Below are 20,074 nucleotides of genomic sequence, written 5' to 3' on the forward strand. Positions count from 1 at the left end.
CTGCGGTGTGTCAGGCCAGCCGCTGCCTCTGTAGGAGCCAACTTGTTGGCGAGCCAGACGCTGCGGTGTGTCAGGCCAGCCGCTGCCTCTGTAGGAGCCAACTTGTTGGCGAGCCAGACGCTGCGGTGTGTCAGGCCTACCGTCTCGCGAACAAGTTCGCTCCTACAGGGACTCACAAACAAAAACGCCCCGACACAAGGTCGGGGCGTTTTGTCTTGCGTGTTACTTCACATCAATGCGACACCGCGCCGCTGGCACCCAGGCCAGTCTGCGAGCGTACGAACTGCGGGAAGAACAAGGCACGTTCGCCCTCGGCCGCTTTCGACTTGTCAGTGATCGAGAAGAACCAGATACCGATAAACGCGATAGCGATAGAAAACAGCGCCGGGTACTCGTACGGGAAGATCGCCTTCTCGTGATGCAGGATCTGCACCCAGATGGTCGGGCCGAGAATCATCAGCACGACCGCGCTGATCAAGCCCATCCAGCCGCCGATCATGGCGCCACGGGTGGTCAGGTTTTTCCAGTACATCGAAAGCAACAACACAGGGAAGTTGCAGCTGGCCGCGATGGAGAACGCCAGGCCCACCATGAACGCGATGTTCTGGCTTTCAAAGGCGATACCCAGAAGGATTGCCACGACGGCCAACGCAACCGTGGTGTACTTCGATACACGGATTTCGTCTTTCTCGTTGGCTTTGCCTTTCTTGATCACACTGGCATACAGGTCGTGGGACACCGCCGAAGCACCGGCCAGGGTCAGACCGGCAACTACCGCCAGGATGGTCGCGAACGCCACCGCCGAGATGAAGCCCAGGAACAGACTGCCACCGACCGCATCGGCCAGGTGAACCGCTGCCATGTTGTTACCGCCGAGCAACGCTCCCGCCGCGTCCTTGAATGCAGGGTTAGTGCTGACCAGCAGGATCGCGCCGAAACCGATGATGAAGGTCAGGATGTAGAAGTAACCGATGAAGCCAGTAGCGTAGAGCACCGACTTGCGAGCTTCTTTTGCATCACTCACGGTGAAGAAGCGCATCAGGATGTGCGGCAGGCCAGCGGTACCGAACATCAGTGCCAGACCCAGCGAGAAGGCGGAGATCGGATCTTTCACCAGGCCGCCCGGGCTCATGATCGCTTCACCTTTGGGGTGAACCTTGATCGCCTCGGAGAAAAGCGTGTTGAAGTCGAAGTTGACGTGTTTCATGACCATCAGTGCCATGAACGACGCGCCGGACAACAGCATCACCGCCTTGATGATCTGTACCCAAGTGGTTGCCAGCATGCCGCCGAACAACACATAGAGGCACATCAGGATACCGACGAGTACCACCGCCACCGCGTAGTCCAGACCGAACAGCAACTGAATCAGTTTGCCGGCACCGACCATTTGCGCGATCAGGTAGAACGCCACCACCACCAGCGAACCGCAGGCGGACAAGGTGCGGATTTCCTTCTGCTTGAGGCGATAGGACGCCACGTCAGCGAAGGTGTACTTGCCCAGGTTACGCAGGCGCTCGGCGATCAGGAACAGGATGATCGGCCAGCCGACGAGGAAACCGATCGAGTAGATCAGGCCGTCGTAGCCGGAGGTGTAGACCAGCGCGGAAATACCGAGGAAGGATGCCGCTGACATGTAGTCACCGGCGATGGCCAGGCCGTTCTGGAAACCGGTGATCTTGCCGCCTGCCGAGTAGTAGTCCGATGCGGTTTTGTTCTTTTTCGACGCCCAGTACGTGATGCACAGGGTGAAGGCGACGAACACCACGAACATGATGATTGCCGATATATTCAGCGGTTGTTTCTGCACAGCGCCCGTGAGCGCCTCTGCCGCCCAAAGGGTCGGGGCGAAAGCAGCAAGGCCAAGGGCCGCAAATAGGCGCCGGATCATTGCTGTGCCTCCTTCAGGATCGCGTTGTTCAGGTCATCGAACTCGCCGTTGGCACGACGAACATAGATGGCCGTCAGGATGAACGCGGAAAGAATCAATCCCACGCCGATCGGCATGCCCCAGGTGATGGTTGATGTAGGGCTGAGTTTGGCGCCCAGTATATGAGGCCCATACGCAATCAGTAGGATGAATGCGGCGTAAAGCCCAAGCATGATCGCCGAGAGAATCCAGGCGAATTTTTCTCGCTTCGACACCAGCTCCTTGAAACGCGGGCTGTTTTGAATCGAGAGGTAAATGCTGTCGTTCATTGTTTTTGTCCTCGCAGCACAGATGAGATGTCACGTATTGCACTGTAGTCGGCTCTGGGCGGCACTCCAGACGACCTTAGTATTAGAACGACATTAGTCGTAGATCAGGCAATACGCACTTTGGAGTTGCTGGAAGGCCTGCGGGTATCCGTTGGAGCGAGGCTTGCCCGCGAAGCTGAAAACCCGATTCGCCTGACACACCGCGTCGTCAGCTTCGCGGGCAAGCCTCGCTCCACCAGCTTGTACAAGGCACAAAAAAAACCGCCCGGTCGTGAGACGGGGCGGTCTTTGATGAAGCGGGTATTTAAAGCAGCTTACTTACCGGTCCACGCTTTTACGCGATCCGGGTTTTTAGCGATCCAGGCCTTTGCAGCGGCTTCCGGCTTGGCGCCGTCCTGGATGGCGAGCATGACTTCGCCGATTTCATCCTTGGAGCTCCACTGGAATTTCTTCAGGAAGTCCACAACGTCCGGGGCTTTCTTGGCCAGGTCCTGGCTACCGATGCTGTCCACGGTTTCAGCGGCACCGTAAACGCCTTTTGGATCTTCAAGAAATTTGAGTTTCCACTTGGCGAACATCCAGTGCGGCACCCAACCGGTAACGGCGATGGATTCTTTCTTGTTTTCAGCGCGGGTCAGCTCGGCAATCATGCCGGCACCGGAACTCGCCTGAAGTTTGTAACCGTCCAGACCGTAATCCTTGATCGCCTGATCGGTCTTGATCATCACGCCTGAACCGGCGTCAATCCCGACAATCTTCTTCTTGAAGGACTCGTCGGTTTTAAGGTCTTCCAGGGAATTGGCTTTCACGTACTCAGGCACGATCAGACCGATCTTCGCGTCCTTGAAGTTCGGGCCGTAGTCGACCACCTTGTCTTTGTTCTTGGCCCAGTACTCACCGTGGGTCACTGGCAGCCACGCGGACAGAATCATGTCCAGTTTGCCGGTGGCAACGCCTTGCCACATGATCCCGGCAGCGACCGCTTGCAGCTTGACCGGATAACCCAGTTTCTCTTTGATCACTTCGGCGGCGACGTTAGTGGTCGCGACACTGTCGGACCAGCCGTCAACGTAGCCGATACTCAGCTCCGGTTTAGTTTCAGCAAGGGCCAGCGTGGAACTGATGGCAAGGGCCAGAACGGCACCCGCACCCAGGATTTTGCGCATCTTCATCATTACTTCCCCGGTAGTTCTGAACCCGAAAGGCGTCGGGCGTCGTTAACGTTTTTTTAAGACCGCGACCTGCGCCCACATTTGGCGCGTCACGCGCCTTTAACGCTTCAACTGCTTGCCCGTGCGATGAACTTCATCGCGCTGACGCCTTGATCATCAACCTGCACCGGTCCACTGCCTTTCCTGTCAGCGACACTCAGCCATCGGGAAACGACATCACTGAGCCATCAACGACAATCAAGTCGTAAAACAGCCTGAGGCCGAACGGAAATTGCATGGGAAACGAAGACGGGCCATCGGTAGGAGCGCGCTTGCCCGCGGAAACGCCGGTTATGACGACAGATTTGCTTCGCCTGGAAGATTCTCCGCGGGCAAGCGCGCTCCTACAGCGCAGCGTTGCCAATGCTAATATGCCGGCCTCCCGCACCACTTCGGCCCGATCATGCCCGCCACCTTCCGCTCCCCTGTTGCCCTTTATTTGCTTGCTTGCCTGATCGCCCTTCTGGCCCTGTGCGGCTACTGGTATGCCTTGGGCAAGCCGGTGGTTTTGCCGGACGCAGCGACGCCGACGCACAAGCTGCAATGCGCGTCCTACACCCCATTCGATAAAGATCAATCGCCGTTCGATCAACCCTTCAAGCTGCGACCCGAGCGCATGGACGCCGATCTGGCATTGCTCGCCACGCGCTTTGAATGCATCCGCACCTATTCGATGACGGGCCTGGAAGCGATTCCGGCCCTGGCACGCAAGCACGGCTTGAAGGTGATGCTCGGCGCGTGGGTCAACAGCAACCCGGTCGACACGGCCAAGGAAGTGAGCGAGCTGATCGAACAAGCCAACGCCAATCCGGATGTTGTCACCGCCGTGATCGTCGGTAACGAAGCGCTGTTACGCAAAGAGCTCACCGGCGCGCAACTGGCGACGTTGATCCGTCAGGTAAAAGCGCAGGTCAAACAACCGGTGACCTACGCCGACGTCTGGGAATACTGGCTGCAATACCCGGAAGTCGCGCCGGCCGTAGATTTCCTGACGATCCACCTGCTGCCGTATTGGGAAGATGACCCCAAAGGTATCGACGAAGCGCTGGCCCATGTCGCGCAGATCCGCGAAACATTCGGCGCCCGCTTCGCCGGCAAAGACATTCTGATCGGTGAAACGGGTTGGCCCAGCGAAGGCCGCCAGCGAGAAACCGCACTCCCGAGCCGAGTCAATGAGGCAAAGTTCATCCGCAGCTTTGTGGCCATGGCCGAGCAACATGGTTGGCACTACAACTTGATCGAAGCGTTCGACCAGCCGTGGAAACGCTCGGCCGAAGGCGCAGTCGGCGGATATTGGGGCTTGTTCGATGCCGATCGCCAGGACAAGGGCGTGTTGGCCGGTCCCGTGTCCAATCTGCCGTACTGGCCATTCTGGCTGATGGTCAGCGGTATCATCGCTGTGTTGACGCTGGTTTTCGGCGGGCGGGTCGATCAGCCGCGCAGTGCGTTGCTCCTTCCTTTAATGGCCGCAATCGGAGCGTGCTGCATCGGCACATGGGGTGAACTGGCACGCGTGACCAGCCGCTTCGCCGGCGAATACGTGTGGGCGGTTTTGCTGGTCGTGCTAAATGGGCTGGTCATGGCGCACGCGGCTCTGATCTTGTCGGCGCGCAAAGGTTGGCGCGGCAAGGCCTTCAACTGGTTCGAATCCCGCGCTGGCTGGTGGCTGTGCGCGGCAGGGTTCGCGGCGGCCGTGATGATGCTGGCGATGGTTTTCGACCCGCGCTATCGCAGTTTCCCGACCGCCACACTCTTGCTCCCGGCGCTGGTCTATCTGTGGCGTCCGGTTGCCGCGCCGCGTCGAGAGATCACATTGCTGGCCTGCATCATTGGATTAGGGATCGTCCCGCAGTTGATACGTGAAGGTTTGGCCAATCCCCAGGCCTGGGGCTGGGCGTTCGTCAGCGTGCTGATGACGTTGGCGCTCTGGCGCAGTTTGCAGGTCACTGCAGCGTTGCCAGTTGCAGCGACAGTGCGCGTCGAAGTCACGGCTGTGTAACCGCACGTGCGTAACGACGGATACATTGTGTTACCGCTTGCCGGGTTGGGGCCTTACTTGCGGGTAACACGGAAACAAAAAACCGTCCTCTGCAGGCCGAAAATTTTTTCGATATCGCCAACTGCTTGATTTCAAAGGATTTGAAAAAGTTGGCACGCACCCTGCTATATCTCCTGCATAACAAGAATAAAAAGCGGCAACCTAATAAAAATAAGATGAATCGGCTCTGACATAACAAGAACAACGGCACAGAGACGCAGCTAACAGATTTTTTTGGAGTGGATGTGCTTTACCGGGGGTTGACCCCGCAACCGGACAGAGAACAATAAAACTACCCTCAGGTAGCGTCCCGAACTGGTTGGATACCTCGCGATAAACGAAGGCATCAAAGCAAGTCAGCGCTCAAAAAAATACGTTTGCTCTTGTATCCCGTATGGGGATCACTGAAGAAGCAGTAAAGGGACTGGTCGCCAAAAACAATAACAGGCCGCCCTAAAACAATAAAAAAAGAGCACGTGCAACGATTTAAAGGGGAGCTTCGGCTCCCCTTTATGCTGTCTGGGGTTTGGTGCCGGTCGCAGGATGATCATGTGGGAGCGGACCTGTCCGCGAAGAGGTCGTAAGCCCACACATCTGCATCGCCAGCACAACCGCATTCGCGGACAGGTCCGCTCCCACATTCAAATCGTGTAGCGTTTTACCGCGCCCGCACCAACCTCAGCCCTGCAATCACTACCGCGAACACCGCCAGACTTGCCGTGTACAGCACCAACGCCAGTATCCCCAGCAGCAGCGCGATAAAAGCCAGCACACGCCCGGTTCGGTGGGGGATGACGAACGCCACCACCGATGCAATCAACGCCCCCCAGCCAAACACCTGAAAGTGAATCAACAGCCCAAGATTGGCGCGCACCTGACATTCCCACTTGAGCGCTTCATCGCTGCAAACGCCTACCCATTGCACGTCTTCCATCAACCCGTAACGCAAGCCATAGCTCACAGCCAGCCAGAGAGCCAAGGCAACAAACAGCACAACGAGCGGCAGACGACGGGACACAGAAAACTCCAGAAAGATAGAAAGCGGCCGACAGCATATCTTGAGCCGGGAAAATGCTGAATCGGATAAGTTTTAAAGCACAACCGTGCACGCCAAAAGCGCCAGAACGTGTATTGTCCCGAAAGCTTTATATATCTGTCTTGCCAGAGCGGCACTTTGGCACTACACCCGTGTCATAGCCTGCGGTATTCCAACAGCACTTCTTTCCCAAGGGATTTAGTCATGCTTCGTTTTCTACGCTTCGCCGCCGTGATGGGCGGCCTCTTTTTGAGTGCGTCCGTGATGGCGGTCGATGTCGACCCGTCCAGTTATGGCTTTCCTTTGACCAACCCGTTCGAAGCGACTATCGCCACAACCCCGCCTGATCTGCGCGCCAAAGTGCCAGATGACGCAGACATCGATCAGGACGATTACAGCCTCACCCTTCGCCCGGAACGCGAATTCACACTGCCAGACAACTTCTGGGCCGTGAAAAAACTGCGCTACCGTCTGGCGAAACAGGACCACCCCGCCCCGCTGATCTTTCTGATCGCAGGCACCGGCGCGCCTTACAACAGCACGCTAAACGAATTCCTGAAACAGCTTTACTACGGCGCGGGCTACCACGTTGTGCAGTTGTCTTCGCCAACCAGCTACGACTTCATGAGCGCCGCTTCGCGTTTCGCAACGCCGGGTGTGACCAAGGAAGACGCCGAAGACCTGTATCGCGTGATGCAGGCCGTTCGCGCGCAGCAGAGCAAACTGCAGATCACCGACTATTACCTGACCGGTTATAGCCTGGGTGCGCTCGATGCTGCTTTCGTCAGCCATCTGGACGAAACCCGCCGCAGCTTCAATTTCAAAAAAGTGCTGCTGATCAACCCGCCGGTCAACCTGTACACCTCGATCAGCAACCTGGACAAAATGGTCCAGACCGACGTCAAGGGCATCAATAACAGCACTACGTTCTACGAACTGGTACTGGCCAAGCTGACCCGTTACTTCCGCCAGAAAGGCTACATCGACCTCAACGATGCGCTGCTGTATGACTTCCAACAGTCCAAGCAGCACTTGTCCAACGAGCAGATGGCGATGCTGATCGGCACTTCGTTCCGCTTCTCGGCAGCCGACATTGCGTTCACCTCGGACCTGATCAACCGTCGCGGGCTGATTACGCCGCCCAAGACCCCGATCACCGAAGGCACCAGCCTGACGCCGTTTCTCAAACGTGCGCTGCAATGCGACTTCGATTGCTACGTGACCGAACAAGTGATTCCGATGTGGCGCGCCCGCACCGACGGTGGCAGCCTGCTGCAACTGGTCGATCAGGTGAGCCTGTACGCCCTGAAGGATTACCTGAGCACCAGCAAGAAGATCGCGGTCATGCACAACGCCGATGACGTGATCCTCGGCCCTGGCGACCTCGGTTTCCTGCGCAAGACCTTTGGCGATCGCCTGACCGTTTACCCGTACGGCGGTCATTGCGGCAACCTGAACTACCGCGTCAACTCCGACGCCATGCTGGAGTTTTTCCGTGGCTAAACGTCTGCTTCTCCTCGCTGCCCTGCTGTGCGCAGGCATGGTTCACGCGGCCGACGCGCCGATCGTTTCAAAGGCGACACCGGTCAGTCGCAACGACACCCCCGATGGCTTTACCGAGCCGTTGAAGTCGTTGAAATTCAACCCGGGGCTTGATCAACGGGAATTCGAACGCGCCACGCTTAACGCGCTGAACGTGTACGACCCGCTGGAATCCTGGAACCGTCGTGTCTACCACTTCAACTACCGCTTCGATGAGTGGGTGTTTCTGCCCGTGGTCGACGGCTACAAGTACATCACCCCAAGCTTCCTGCGCACCGGCGTCAGTAACTTCTTCAGCAACCTGGGTGACATTCCCAACCTGGTGAACAGTCTGCTGCAGTTCAAAGGCAAGCGCTCGATGGAAACCACCGGTCGTCTGTTGCTGAACACCACCATCGGCATCGCTGGTTTGTGGGACCCGGCAACGATGATGGGCCTGCCACGCCAGAGCGAGGACTTCGGTCAGACGCTGGGCTTCTATGGCGTCCCGGCCGGTCCGTACTTCGTGCTGCCGATCCTTGGGCCTTCGAACTTCCGCGATACGGGTGGGCTGGTGTTCGACTTTACGGCCGAATCGCAGATCAACTTCCTGAACGTCTCGCAAGTCAGCGAAGACCATCCGGAAATCTACCTGCTGCGGGCGATCGATCGCCGCTACACCACCAGCTTCCGTTACGGCCAGATGAACTCGCCGTTCGAGTATGAAAAGGTGCGTTACGTCTACACCGAAGCACGCAAGCTGCAGATTTCCGAGTAAGGGAATCGCTTGAAAAAAACGGCCCCATGATGGGCCGTTTTTTGTGGGTGAACGATTTCTGTAGGAGCCAACTTGTTGGCGAGAGGAAATACGCGGTCGGTCTGGAAAATTCTCGCGAACAAGTTCGCTCCTACAGAAAATAACTATCCCGGAAACCCCAAATGAAGGCTCGACGTATCTAATCCACCGATCAATCCCCCGCAAAAAACCCACCCATCGAGCGCCTGAACAGGCATAGCATAACCACCATTCAAATCCTGCTCAGGAGTTGCCTTTCCATGACTCAACTACGCAAAGTGCTGTCGATCCAGGCGGGCCAGCCAACTTCCGATGGCGCCGGTGTCCAGCTGACCCGCGTGTTCGGCGGGCCAGGCGTGGAGCAGTTCGATCCGTTTCTGATGCTCGACGAGTTCGGGTCCGACAAGCCTGACGACTACATCGCAGGTTTCCCGGCGCATCCCCATCGCGGCTTTGAAACCGTAACCTACATGCTTGAAGGCCGCATGCGCCATGAAGACCACATGGGTAACGTCGGTCTGCTGCAAGGCGGTGGCGTGCAGTGGATGACCGCGGCACGCGGGGTGATTCACAGCGAAATGCCGGAGCAGGAAGAAGGCACCATGCGCGGTTTCCAGCTGTGGCTGAACCTGCCGGGCAAATCAAAATTGAGTGATCCCGGTTACGACGACATCCAGCCAGAGCGCATTCCACGCCTGACCACACAAGGGGGCGTCGAAGTAGTGGTCATCGCCGGGCAATTCGACGACGGACAGGTTCAGCAAGCAGGCGCCGTGCAGCGACCCGACACCGAGCCGCTGTATTTCGATTTTCACATGCCTGCGGGCAGCGCCATCAGCCCGAAAGTGCCTGAAGGGCATCGGGTGCTGCTGTATGTCTACGAAGGCGAACTGGAAATGGCTGGCCAGCCGCAGAAGCTCGGGACCAAGCGAATGGCGCGGCTCTCGGAAAGCGGTGAAGTGCAGCTGCGCAGCGAGTCAGGCGCGCGGGTGTTGTTGATCGCAGGCAAGCCGCTGGGCGAGCCGATCGTGCAGTACGGCCCGTTCGTGATGAACATCCGAGAAGAGATCGAACAGGCGCTGCGCGATTTTCGGGATGATCGGTTGACCGCGTGATTTCTACGCTTCTGTAGGAGCCAACTTGTTGGCGAGGCGACGGATGCGGTGCATCAGGTAAAACGCCTCGCGAATAAATTCGCTCCTACAGAGCTTCGTCATGATCGCTTAGGGTAGAGCTTCGGCTCGCCCGGCGGGCGGCTTTTGAAACGGCGATGTGCCCACAGATACTGCTCCGGGCACGCCGTGACAGCCTTTTCGACCCACTGATTGATCCGCAGGCAATCGGCCTCGTCACTCTCACCAGGGAAATCCTGCAGCGGCGCATGAACCACCAGCCGATAGCCGCTGCCATCGGCCAGGCGCTCTTGAGTGAACGGCACCACCAGCGCGCGCCCTAGCTTGGCAAACTTGCTGGTGGCCGTCACCGTGGCCGCCTGAATGCCGAACAGCGGCACGAACACGCTCTGCTTGGCGCCGTAGTCCTGATCCGGCGCGTACCAAATGCCACGACCGGCGCGCAGCAGCTTGAGCATGCCGCGCACGTCCTCACGCTCCACCGCCAGCGAATCGAGGTTATGCCGCTCACGGCCACGACGCTGAATGAAGTCAAAAAGCGGGTTTCTGTGCTCGCGGTACATGCCGTCGATGGTATGTCGCTGGCCCAACAAGGCAGCGCCGATTTCCAGGGTGGTGAAATGGAGCGCCATGAGAATCACGCCTTGGCCGTTCTCATGCGCCTGCTTTAGATGCTCGGCGCCTTCGATGTGCGCCAGACGCGCCAGTCGCTCTCTGGACCACCACCAGCTCATGGCCATCTCGAAAAACGCGATCCCGGTGGAGGCGAAGTTTTCCTTGAGCAAGCGCTTGCGTTCGGCCTTGGACAGGTGCGGGAAACACAACTCCAGGTTGCGCGCGGCAATCACTCGACGGTCGGTCGCGAAACGGTACATCAGCGCGCCAATCCCCCGGCCCAATACCAGCAGAACTCGAAACGGTAATTGCACGGTCAGCCAGAGCAGGCCCAGCCCCAACCATAGTGGCCAGAAGCGCGGGTGAAGAAAATAAGCTCGAAAACGCGGGCGATTCATTACAGCTTCCGTCAGGGCAAAGGCGGGCATTCTACATCGTTATGGACAATGGGTTGCGCAAGAACGGTAGTGGCTCGCTTGCGACTCGCGGGCGTTCTCGTTATAAGTCTCGGCACTTTTAGCGACAAGCTGCTGTATGCCGACATGAGCCAAATCGAATCGCAAGACCAGGATCACGTATTCCAGCTCAAGGGCAGCATGCTTGCCATCACTGTGCTGGAGCTGGCGCGCAACAATCTGGAAGCGCTGGACCGTCAATTGGCGGCCAAAGTCGCCCAGGCGCCTAACTTCTTTAGCAACACCCCATTGGTGCTGGCGCTGGACAAGCTGCCTGCCAACGAAGGCGCGATTGATCTGCCGGCGCTGATGCGCGTGTGTCGCCAGCACGGTCTGCGCACACTGGCCATTCGCGCCAACCGCATCGAAGACATCGCCGCCGCCATCGCCATCGATTTGCCCGTGCTGCCGCCATCAGGCGCCCGTGAACGGCCTCTTGAAATCGAAAGCGAAGTGAAGAAGAAGCCGGTCATCATCGAAAAGCCGCCTGAGCCGTTGATCAAACCGACCAAAATCATCACCGCCCCCGTGCGTGGCGGGCAGCAGATTTACGCCCAAGGCTCGGATCTGGTGGTGATTTCGTCGGTAAGCCCTGGGGCGGAACTTCTCGCCGATGGCAACATCCATGTCTATGGCCCTATGCGGGGCAGGGCATTGGCAGGCATCAAGGGCGACACCAAAGCACGGATTTTCTGCCAGCAGATGGTCGCAGAACTGGTTTCCATCGCCGGTCAATACAAGGTTTCCGAAGACCTGCGCAGAGATCCTCTGTGGGGTGCCGGAGTTCAAGTCAGTCTGTCCGGCGACGTGTTGAACATCACCCGTCTTTAACGGATACTGCGCCATTTTCAAAGCCACTCTGATTCGTCGCGCAATCGCTGCGTCATGAGGGGCTCTTCAGGAACTTATTGTTCCTCTTCCTCTAGGGGTGAAACACCTTGGCCAAGATTCTCGTGGTTACATCCGGCAAGGGTGGTGTGGGCAAGACCACCACCAGCGCCGCTATCGGTACCGGGCTCGCACTGCGCGGCCACAAAACAGTCATCGTCGACTTCGACGTCGGTCTGCGTAACCTCGACCTGATCATGGGTTGTGAACGCCGCGTCGTTTATGACTTCGTCAACGTGGTCAACGGCGAAGCCAATCTTCAACAGGCGTTGATCAAAGACAAAAAGATCGAAGGCCTGTACGTGCTGGCGGCCAGCCAGACCCGTGACAAAGACGCGCTGACCAAAGAAGGCGTCGAAAAAGTCCTGATGGAACTCAAGGAAACTTTCGAGTACGTCGTCTGCGACTCCCCGGCCGGTATCGAAACGGGCGCGCACCTGGCGATGTACTTCGCTGACGAAGCGATCGTTGTGACCAACCCTGAAGTGTCGTCGGTGCGTGACTCCGACCGCATGCTGGGCCTGCTGGCCAGCAAATCCCGTCGCGCCGAGCGTGGCGAAGACCCGATCAAAGAACACCTGCTGCTGACCCGCTACAACCCTGAGCGCGTAAGCAAGGGCGAGATGCTGGGCGTCGAAGACGTCAAGGAAATCCTCGCGGTAACACTGCTGGGCGTGATTCCGGAATCCCAGGCGGTGCTCAAAGCTTCCAACCAGGGCGTCCCAGTGATCCTCGATGATCAAAGCGACGCAGGCCAGGCCTACAGCGATGCGGTTGATCGCTTGCTGGGCAAGGAAAAAGAGCATCGTTTCCTGGACGTACAGAAAAAAGGATTTTTCGAACGCCTGTTCGGGGGTAATTAATGAATATTTTTGACTTCTTTCGTGCCAGCAAAAAGGTAAGTACCGCGTCGGTTGCGAAAGAGCGTCTACAGATCATCGTGGCGCACGAACGCGGCCAACGCAGCACCCCGGATTACCTGCCCGCTCTGCAAAAAGAGCTGGTGGAAGTGATCCGTAAATACGTCAACATCGAGAATGATCAAGTGCACGTCGCCCTGGAAAACCAGGGCAGCTGTTCGATTCTCGAGCTCAACATCACCCTGCCAGATCGTTGATCCGGCAGTAGCTCGCGGCGGTATCCAGCGTCCTTCCTTTCGGAGCGGCGCCGGGTACCGCCGTTAGCGTTTCTAGCGTTTAAGTTTTGAGGCCGTTACATGCCGTTGTCGAACATCCGCATCATTCATCAGGACGAAGCCGTTCTGGTGGTCGATAAACCTACCTTGCTGCTGTCAGTTCCAGGTCGTGCCGACGACAACAAGGACTGCCTGATTACCCGTCTGCAGGAAAACGGCTACCCCGAGGCGCGGATCGTTCATCGGCTGGATTGGGAAACTTCGGGCATCATTTTGCTGGCTCGCGATCCGGACACGCATCGCGAGTTGTCGCGGCAGTTTCATGATCGCGAAACTGAAAAGTCCTACACCGCGCTGTGTTGGGGGCAACCGGCGCTGGACAGCGGCAGTATCGATCTGCCCTTGTGCTACGACCCGCCGACCAAACCGCGGCATGTGGTCGATCACGAATTTGGCAAGCACGCGCTAACGTTCTGGAAAGTGCTGGAGCGTTACGACACCCACTGCCGCGTGGAATTGACGCCGATTACCGGGCGATCGCATCAGTTGCGGGTGCATATGCTTTCAATCGGTCATCCGTTGTTGGGTGATGGGTTGTATGCGCATCCCGAAGCGCTGGCGGCGTATCCACGGTTGTGTCTGCATGCGGCGATGTTGAGCTTTACTCATCCTGGGTCTGGCGAGCGCCTTCGATTCGAGTGTCCTGCGCCTTTTTGACAGTCGCCGTTACGCGGTCCCCTGTAGGAGCATTCGGAGGTTACGACGGTCTGGGCCGCATCCGGACGATGCGGTGTGTCTGACACCCTCTAATTGTGTGTATATCCATTATCTCGAGTGTGGCTGACATTGGTTCCGCCCTTACGGCGGGTCACTTTTTCCAAGAGCCCGGATTGCCGGCCCAGAAAAAAGTAACCAAAAAGGCCCTGCTCCGATGTCCGGCCCTCCTTCGTCGGGTTCCCTTGCTCCGGCATTGCTCCGGGGACACGCCGCCATCGGCCATCCATGGCCGGGGGCGGCTAGCGCGGCATCCATGCCGCGCTGTCCCCTACGCAACACCTGCGCTCGGCCTTCCAAAGTCGCACTTTGTGGCGTCTGTGAAATCTTGGTACGACACACGTTGATCGCTCCCACGCTTGGGAGCGAAGCTCATGACGCTCCGCGTCATCGGACGCGGAGCGTCCGGGGCTGCATTCCCACGCGGAGCGTGGGAATGATCAGAAAGCGAAAAGCCCAAGGAGCAAAGCGCGCTTCGCTTTTGTTCTTCATCCACGCCAGCCCAGACACCACAAAGCGCGACTTGGGTGCAGGCCGAACGCAGGCGACGCGCAGTGGGATGGCGAGCAGGGACGCCCGCCAAGCGCCGTCAGGACATGGATGTCCGTTCGGCGCGTGCCCACGGAGCGTCGCCGGAGCAAGGGAACCCGACGCAGGAGGGCCAAACCAGGAGCAAAAGCGCTTTGGTTACTTTCGCCTGGGCCGGCTTCCGGCTTTTCGAAAGTGACCCGCTGTAAAAGCGGAACCAATGTCAGCAACACCCCAAATAACGGATATACACACCAACCCGGTACAGCCGACCCATCGCATCGCAGCCTCCCGCTGGTCGTCAGCTCCTACAGGGGAGTGAGTGAACCGCTGCACCTGCCGGATACCTATAACCCTGGTACATCCGAAACACGGCATCGCGACCGTCGTTACCTCCGATTGCTCCTACGGGGACCGCGTGATCGACCTCCATCCTCTTTCGCCCCACTCGCTCCAACCGGCATTGGCCTGTAAACTCGTGCCCATTGCTGTCTGGAGTAACTTATGCGCGAAGAGTTGAACCAAGGCCTGATCGACTTCCTCAAGGCCTCTCCCACCCCCTTTCATGCCACCGCAAGCCTTGTCCAACGTCTCGAAGGCGCCGGTTTCCAGCGTCTGGACGAGCGCGAAACCTGGACCACCGAAGCCGGCGGCCGCTATTACGTCACCCGTAACGACTCCTCCATTGTCGCCTTCAAACTGGGCCGCCTTTCAGCCTTGAGCGGCGGCATTCGGCTGGTCGGCGCCCACACCGACAGCCCCTGCCTGCGAGTCAAGCCGCAACCTGAACTTCAACGTCAGGGTTTCTGGCAGTTGGGCGTCGAAGTTTACGGGGGCGCCCTGCTCGCCCCATGGTTTGACCGCGACCTGTCGCTGGCCGGGCGCGTGACCTTCCGCCGGGATGGCAAGGTCGAAAGCCAGCTGATCGATTTCAAACTACCGATTGCGGTGATCCCGAACCTGGCGATCCACCTCAATCGCACGGCCAACGAAGGCTGGGCGATCAACCCGCAGACCGAATTGCCGCCAATCCTGGCGCAGGTCGCCGGTGACGAGCGTGCTGATTTCCGCGCACTTTTGACCGACCAACTGGCCCGCGAACACGGCTTGAACGCAGACGTCGTGCTCGATTACGAGCTGAGCTTTTATGACACGCAAAGCGCAGCGGTTGTCGGTCTGAATGGCGATTTCATTGCCGGCGCGCGACTGGACAATCTGCTGTCGTGCTTCGCCGGGCTGCAAGCGTTGCTCAATGCCGACACCGAAGAAACCTGCCTGCTAGTCTGCACCGACCACGAAGAAGTCGGATCGTCTTCGGCGTGCGGCGCTGATGGCCCAATGCTTGAACAAATCCTGCAACGCCTGCTGCCTGAAGGTGATGAGTACGTGCGCACCATTCAGCGCTCGTTGCTGGTGTCAGCCGACAACGCTCACGGCGTGCATCCGAACTACGCCGACAAACACGATGGCAACCACGGCCCCAAGCTCAACGCCGGGCCCGTGATCAAGGTCAACAGCAACCAGCGTTACGCTACCAACAGCGAAACTGCCGGGTTCTTCCGCCATCTTTGCATGGCCGAGGAAGTGCCGGTGCAGAGCTTCGTGGTACGCAGCGACATGGGTTGCGGTTCGACCATCGGCCCAATCACGGCCAGCCATCTGGGCGTGCGCACGGTCGATATCGGTCTTCCGACATTTGCCATGCACTCGATTCGTGAGCTGGCGGGCGCCCAGGACCTCTCGCATCTGGTGAAGGTGCTGACTGCGTTTTACGCCTGCGTTGAGTTGCCGTAAGGGCTGACGTAACCCTGTAGGAGCGAACTTGTTCGCGAGGCGTCGTGCCTGAAGCACCGCATTGTCAGCCTCGCCAACAAGTTGTCTCCTACAGAAGCGCCGCCGCAGCGATGCAAAATCCGACCTAGACTTACAGCATCGCTTCCTAGAAAGAGCATGCTGCCATGGACGAATACCTCGCTCTTCTCATTCCAGTTGTACTGGGAATGCTGTTGTTGTGTGTCGGTTACAGCTACCGAGATTACAGCAGCGGCGTTGCATCCATAACGCTGGGCATGCTGCTAATGCTTGGAACCGCAGCGGTCAAGATTCTTGCGAAACTCACCTGAGTCGCCGCACCTCGTTCCACTGCTGGCCTGTGCGAAATCCCGCTCGCCAATGCCGGACGTCACTCGTAAACTCAGACGCTTCAGTCTGATACGCCCGGTTGATCCTGTCTGGTCGTCTCGGGCGCCTGTCGATTTAAGGTTGATTGCCCGGTGATTGCCCCTTCCCGCCTGCTTGTCCTGTCCCGCCTCTTACTGATTGCCCTGCTGGCACTGTTCCCTTTTGCGCTGACTCAGGCCGCAGGTTTGCCAAGCCTGCTGGGCAGCGGACAGAAAGCCCAACCTCAGGCGCAGGAGCCACTGGGACAATCGCTGGACGAAGTCATCACGTCCCTGGAAAACGACCAGCAACGCGCTCAATTGCTGCAAGACCTCAAAAAACTGCGCGACGCCACCAAAAAAGCCCAGCCCACCGCCGAACAAGGCGTGCTCGGGCTGATCGGCAGTTCTTTCGCGGAACTGGAAAAGCAGTTCACCGGAGACGACAGCCCGCTCAGCCGCTGGACGGACGAAGTCGAGTTGGCGCAAGGCGAACTGGTCGCGTTGATGCTGCCCGCCAATCAATGGTGGCCGATCATCTTCAGCTTTGCGGTGGTGTTGGCGTTGTGGGGGCTGTCAGCAGCGGCACTCATCTGGCTGGGTCATAAAGTGCGTCTGCGCTTCGGGCTGTCGGAAGAACTGCCGCAACACCCGCGCCCTTGGGACATGCTGCGCTTCGCCCTGCGCAAACTCGGGCCGTGGCTGGTGGCGCTGATTTTCACGATCTACCTCAGCTACTCGCTGCCTCCTTCGCTGGGTCGGGATTTGGCGATGGTACTGGCTTACGCGTTGGTGGTGGGGACGCTTTTTTCGGCCATCTGCGTGATTGCGTTTTCGTTGCTCGATGGCCCGCATCGGCATCAGGCGCTGTACATCTTGCGTCACCAGGCGTTTCGCCCGCTGTGGTGGATCGGCAGTTTCGCAGCCTTCGGCGAGGCGCTCAGCGATCCGCGTCTGGTGGCCAGTCTCGGCGTGCACCTGGCGCACACCGCCGCGACCCTGGCCAATGTAATGGCCGCCGTGTCGAGCGGCTTATTTGTCATCCGCTTCCGCCGTCCCATCGCCCATCTGATTCGCAATCAGCCGTTGTCGCGCCGACTCAAACGCCGCGCCTTGAGCGACAGCATCGAAGTCATCGGCAGCTTCTGGTATCTCCCCGCACTGGTGCTGGTGGGCGTCTCGCTGTTCGCAACATTCTTTTCGGCGGGCGACACCAGCACCGCGTTGCGTCAGGCGCTGATCTGCACCGTGTTGCTGGTATTGAGCATGGTGATCAACGGCCTGGTACGGCGCCATTCGCAACGTCCCGCCCACGGTCACAAACGCCACGCCCTGTACTCGGACAGGCTGAAAAACTTCTTTTACATCGTTGTGCATCTGCTGGTCTGGGTGGTGTTCATCGAGTTGGGGCTGCGAGTCTGGGGGCTGTCGCTGATCCGTTTTGCCGACGGCGAGGGGCATGACATCAGCGTCAAGCTGATCGGCCTGACCGCAACACTGATGTTTGCGTGGCTGATCTGGATCATCAGCGACACGGCGATTCATCACGCCCTCACCCGCTCGCGCAAAGGCCTGGCCAATGCCCGCGCGCAGACCATGATGCCGCTGATTCGCAACGTGCTGTTCGTGACGATTTTAATAATCGCGCTGATCGTCGCACTGGCGAACATGGGCATGAACGTCACGCCGCTGCTGGCCGGTGCCGGTGTGATCGGTCTGGCCATTGGCTTTGGTGCGCAGTCTTTGGTGGCGGACCTGATTACCGGGCTGTTCATCATCATCGAGGACTCGCTGGCCATCGACGATTACGTGGACGTCGCCGGACATCTGGGCACGGTCGAAGGGCTGACCATTCGGACTGTGCGCCTGCGTGATATCGACGGCATCGTGCACACGATTCCGTTCAGCGAGATCAAAAGCATTCAGAACTATTCACGAGAGTTCGGCTACGCTATCTTCCGAATCGCCATCCCTTCGAATATGAACATCGACGACGCGCTGAAGATGATTCGTGACGTTGGTCAGAAGATGCGTGCCGACCCGTTGCAACGCCGCAATATCTGGTCGCCGCTGGAGGTTCAAGGGGTCGAGAGTTTCGAGTCAGGCAACGCCATTCTTCGCGCGAGATTCAAGACAGCACCGATCAAGCAATGGGAAGTTTCCCGGGCGTTCAATTTGTCGCTCAAGCGTTACCTGGATGAAGCCGGCATGGATCTGGCAACACCACGACTGAATGTGCAGGTGAGCACCAGTGGCGGTAGCTTTAATGAGGTTCGCGGCACCCAAGGCGATTCAGCGAGCTAACCGCCATTAAGCACAATCATGTGGAAGGGCGCCTGGTGGGAGGGAGCAAGCTCGCGATGGGGCTATCAGCCAATGCAATATTGCCTGTCACCCTGCAATCGCGAGCAAGCTCCCTCCTGGAGCAAGCCGCATCAGGCCAAAGCCATCGCTGATCCCAAAACGGCCCGAAGTGTGATCAGGGCGTCGTAGAAGCCGTTTTAACGGTGTCGAACATTGCCGCAAAGCGTGGTTTGTTTGCCGCGTAGTACTCGGCGACGACTTTATCCGCAGAGCTTTCGCGAGCCCGCATCATCATGCTTTCAAGATCTGTCTTGGGGATGGAGTAGTGGGCGAAGAACTGCGCCACTTGCGGGTATTGCGCACTGAATCCTTTGCGAGCGACCGCGTGAATCTGCTCAGTGCCGCCAAACAGGTGCTCAGGGTCATCGAGATAGCGCAGCGGGTATTTGGAGAACATCCAGTGCGGACTCCAGGCATTGACCAGCGACCACTTACCACGCTTGAGGTTGCGATCCAGTTCGCTGAGCATGCCGCTCTCGGATGAGGCAACCATCTTGTAACCCACGATCTTTTTCTCGTTGATGGCTTTCTCGGTCAGTTTGTACTGCCCGTTGCCAACCTCGGACGTCAGGATCTTGCCGTCGAACTTCTCTCGGATTTCCGGTTTGTTCAGGTCCGCAAGGCTTGAGACCTCGCTGACCGGAACGCTGTCCGGTACTGCCATGCCAATGCGCCCTTCATACAACACGCCCAAGTCTTCGAGCTTGTCTCTGTACTTGTCGTAGAACGCCTTGTGCGTGCCAGGAAGCCAGACCATCGGGATCAGATCGATGTTGCCGTTGGCCATGGCCTGGAACTGAATACCGATATCAGCCATGACCAGCTTGACCGGCTGCTTGAGTTGATCTTCCAGAACGAGAGTGGCCAGTTTCACGGCGATCTCGGTGTCCGACCAGTTGACCCAGCCGATGCGTACGGGCGGCTGCTCGGCGGCATGCGTGATCAAAGTCACGGTGGCCAAGGCGACACCTGCCAACCAGCCAATACGTTTTTTCTTATGAAGTGAACAAGCAACCATTGTGCATTCCCCTTTCGTGTATGGAGGTTCCGGGTGTGGCAGTGAAAGTGGCAATTGCGCCGGTCTGAGCCGACTGTTCAGCGGATGGTATCCACACAATGCGTGGGGACGCAAGCAGAATGTACACCTGCGTCAACCGTTGTTGACACTCATGTACATTTCACTTAATTTCGCGTCAAACCACGCCTGATGTTCCCCTCCAGG

17 protein-coding genes are annotated in these 20,074 nt (G+C 58.2%); 11 read left to right on the plus strand and 6 right to left on the minus strand.

Translation table 11 applies throughout. The features are described 5' to 3' along the window. Nucleotides 1–232 precede the first annotated feature (232 nt). The 3 genes from ACWKWM_RS11155 to ACWKWM_RS11165 all read right to left on the minus strand — a co-directional run bounded on the left by ACWKWM_RS11155 (nucleotide 233) and on the right by ACWKWM_RS11165 (nucleotide 3,371). Nucleotides 233–1,891: a cation acetate symporter gene (locus ACWKWM_RS11155; protein ID WP_483846198.1), complete on the minus strand. Its 1,659-nt coding sequence runs from the start codon at nucleotides 1,889–1,891 to the stop codon at nucleotides 233–235. Further along, a complete protein-coding gene (locus ACWKWM_RS11160) occupies nucleotides 1,888–2,199 on the minus strand; it encodes a DUF485 domain-containing protein (protein ID WP_483838430.1) in 312 nt (103 codons plus the stop codon). The genes ACWKWM_RS11155 and ACWKWM_RS11160 overlap by 4 nt, the downstream gene beginning before the upstream one ends. A gap of 314 nt (nucleotides 2,200–2,513) precedes the next feature. Continuing rightward, nucleotides 2,514–3,371, minus strand: a complete 858-nt coding sequence (locus ACWKWM_RS11165; protein WP_483846199.1) for a glycine betaine ABC transporter substrate-binding protein — start codon at nucleotides 3,369–3,371, stop codon at nucleotides 2,514–2,516. 442 nt (nucleotides 3,372–3,813) lie between these two features. Between ACWKWM_RS11165 and ACWKWM_RS11170 the strand changes: the two genes are divergently transcribed. Next, entirely contained in the window at nucleotides 3,814–5,409 is a 1,596-nt protein-coding gene (locus ACWKWM_RS11170; RefSeq protein WP_483846200.1) for a glycoside hydrolase family 17 protein, read from the plus strand. Nucleotides 5,410–6,106: 697 nt separating this feature from the next. Here ACWKWM_RS11170 and ACWKWM_RS11175 read toward each other — a convergent pair. Further along, nucleotides 6,107–6,466, minus strand: a complete 360-nt coding sequence (locus ACWKWM_RS11175; protein ID WP_483846201.1) for a hypothetical protein — start codon at nucleotides 6,464–6,466, stop codon at nucleotides 6,107–6,109. A 222-nt stretch (nucleotides 6,467–6,688) separates the two neighbouring features. Between ACWKWM_RS11175 and ACWKWM_RS11180 the strand changes: the two genes are divergently transcribed. The 3 genes from ACWKWM_RS11180 to ACWKWM_RS11190 all read left to right on the plus strand — a co-directional run bounded on the left by ACWKWM_RS11180 (nucleotide 6,689) and on the right by ACWKWM_RS11190 (nucleotide 9,916). Next, entirely contained in the window at nucleotides 6,689–7,987 is a 1,299-nt protein-coding gene (locus tag ACWKWM_RS11180) for a serine/threonine protein kinase (protein WP_483846202.1), read from the plus strand. Next, complete coding sequence (locus tag ACWKWM_RS11185) at nucleotides 7,980–8,783, plus strand: MlaA family lipoprotein (RefSeq protein WP_483846203.1); 804 nt, start codon at nucleotides 7,980–7,982, stop codon at nucleotides 8,781–8,783. The genes ACWKWM_RS11180 and ACWKWM_RS11185 overlap by 8 nt, the downstream gene beginning before the upstream one ends. 278 nt (nucleotides 8,784–9,061) lie before the next feature. Continuing rightward, nucleotides 9,062–9,916, plus strand: a complete 855-nt coding sequence (locus ACWKWM_RS11190) for a pirin family protein (protein WP_483846204.1) — start codon at nucleotides 9,062–9,064, stop codon at nucleotides 9,914–9,916. 98 nt (nucleotides 9,917–10,014) lie between these two features. Here ACWKWM_RS11190 and ACWKWM_RS11195 read toward each other — a convergent pair whose 3' ends face one another. Then, the gene (locus ACWKWM_RS11195; RefSeq protein ID WP_483846205.1) at nucleotides 10,015–10,947 is read right to left on the minus strand and encodes a lipid A biosynthesis lauroyl acyltransferase; all 933 of its coding nucleotides are present in this window, start codon (nucleotides 10,945–10,947) and stop codon (nucleotides 10,015–10,017) included. A 144-nt stretch (nucleotides 10,948–11,091) separates the two neighbouring features. Here ACWKWM_RS11195 and minC point away from each other — a divergent pair, with 144 nt between their 5' ends. The 7 genes from minC (at nucleotide 11,092) to ACWKWM_RS11230 (ending at nucleotide 18,792) form a co-directional block, all read left to right on the plus strand. Beyond that, the gene (gene minC / locus ACWKWM_RS11200; protein ID WP_483838422.1) at nucleotides 11,092–11,835 is read left to right on the plus strand and encodes a septum site-determining protein MinC; all 744 of its coding nucleotides are present in this window, start codon (nucleotides 11,092–11,094) and stop codon (nucleotides 11,833–11,835) included. Nucleotides 11,836–11,942: 107 nt separating this feature from the next. After that, nucleotides 11,943–12,755, plus strand: a complete 813-nt coding sequence (gene minD / locus ACWKWM_RS11205) for a septum site-determining protein MinD (RefSeq protein WP_237254080.1) — start codon at nucleotides 11,943–11,945, stop codon at nucleotides 12,753–12,755. Further along, on the plus strand, nucleotides 12,755–13,009 hold the full coding sequence (gene minE, locus ACWKWM_RS11210) for a cell division topological specificity factor MinE (protein ID WP_483838421.1): 255 nt from the start codon (nucleotides 12,755–12,757) through the stop codon (nucleotides 13,007–13,009). The genes minD and minE overlap by 1 nt, the downstream gene beginning before the upstream one ends. A gap of 99 nt (nucleotides 13,010–13,108) precedes the next feature. Then, nucleotides 13,109–13,744, plus strand: a complete 636-nt coding sequence (locus ACWKWM_RS11215; RefSeq protein ID WP_483846206.1) for an RluA family pseudouridine synthase — start codon at nucleotides 13,109–13,111, stop codon at nucleotides 13,742–13,744. Between the two features lie 1,089 nt (nucleotides 13,745–14,833). Next, nucleotides 14,834–16,123, plus strand: a complete 1,290-nt coding sequence (locus ACWKWM_RS11220) for a M18 family aminopeptidase (RefSeq protein WP_483846207.1) — start codon at nucleotides 14,834–14,836, stop codon at nucleotides 16,121–16,123. A gap of 164 nt (nucleotides 16,124–16,287) precedes the next feature. After that, nucleotides 16,288–16,452 carry a hypothetical protein gene (locus ACWKWM_RS11225; RefSeq protein ID WP_483846208.1) on the plus strand — a complete coding sequence of 55 codons (165 nt, stop codon included), beginning with the start codon at nucleotides 16,288–16,290 and terminating at the stop codon, nucleotides 16,450–16,452. Nucleotides 16,453–16,602: 150 nt separating this feature from the next. Then, the gene (locus ACWKWM_RS11230; protein WP_483846209.1) at nucleotides 16,603–18,792 is read left to right on the plus strand and encodes a mechanosensitive ion channel family protein; all 2,190 of its coding nucleotides are present in this window, start codon (nucleotides 16,603–16,605) and stop codon (nucleotides 18,790–18,792) included. Between the two features lie 175 nt (nucleotides 18,793–18,967). Here the strand turns inward: ACWKWM_RS11230 and ACWKWM_RS11235 are convergent, their stop codons facing one another. Then, a complete protein-coding gene (locus ACWKWM_RS11235; protein WP_483846210.1) occupies nucleotides 18,968–19,870 on the minus strand; it encodes a glycine betaine ABC transporter substrate-binding protein in 903 nt (300 codons plus the stop codon). Nucleotides 19,871–20,074: the final 204 nt, after the last annotated feature.

Source organism: Pseudomonas rosaeacicularis, from assembly GCF_057128745.1.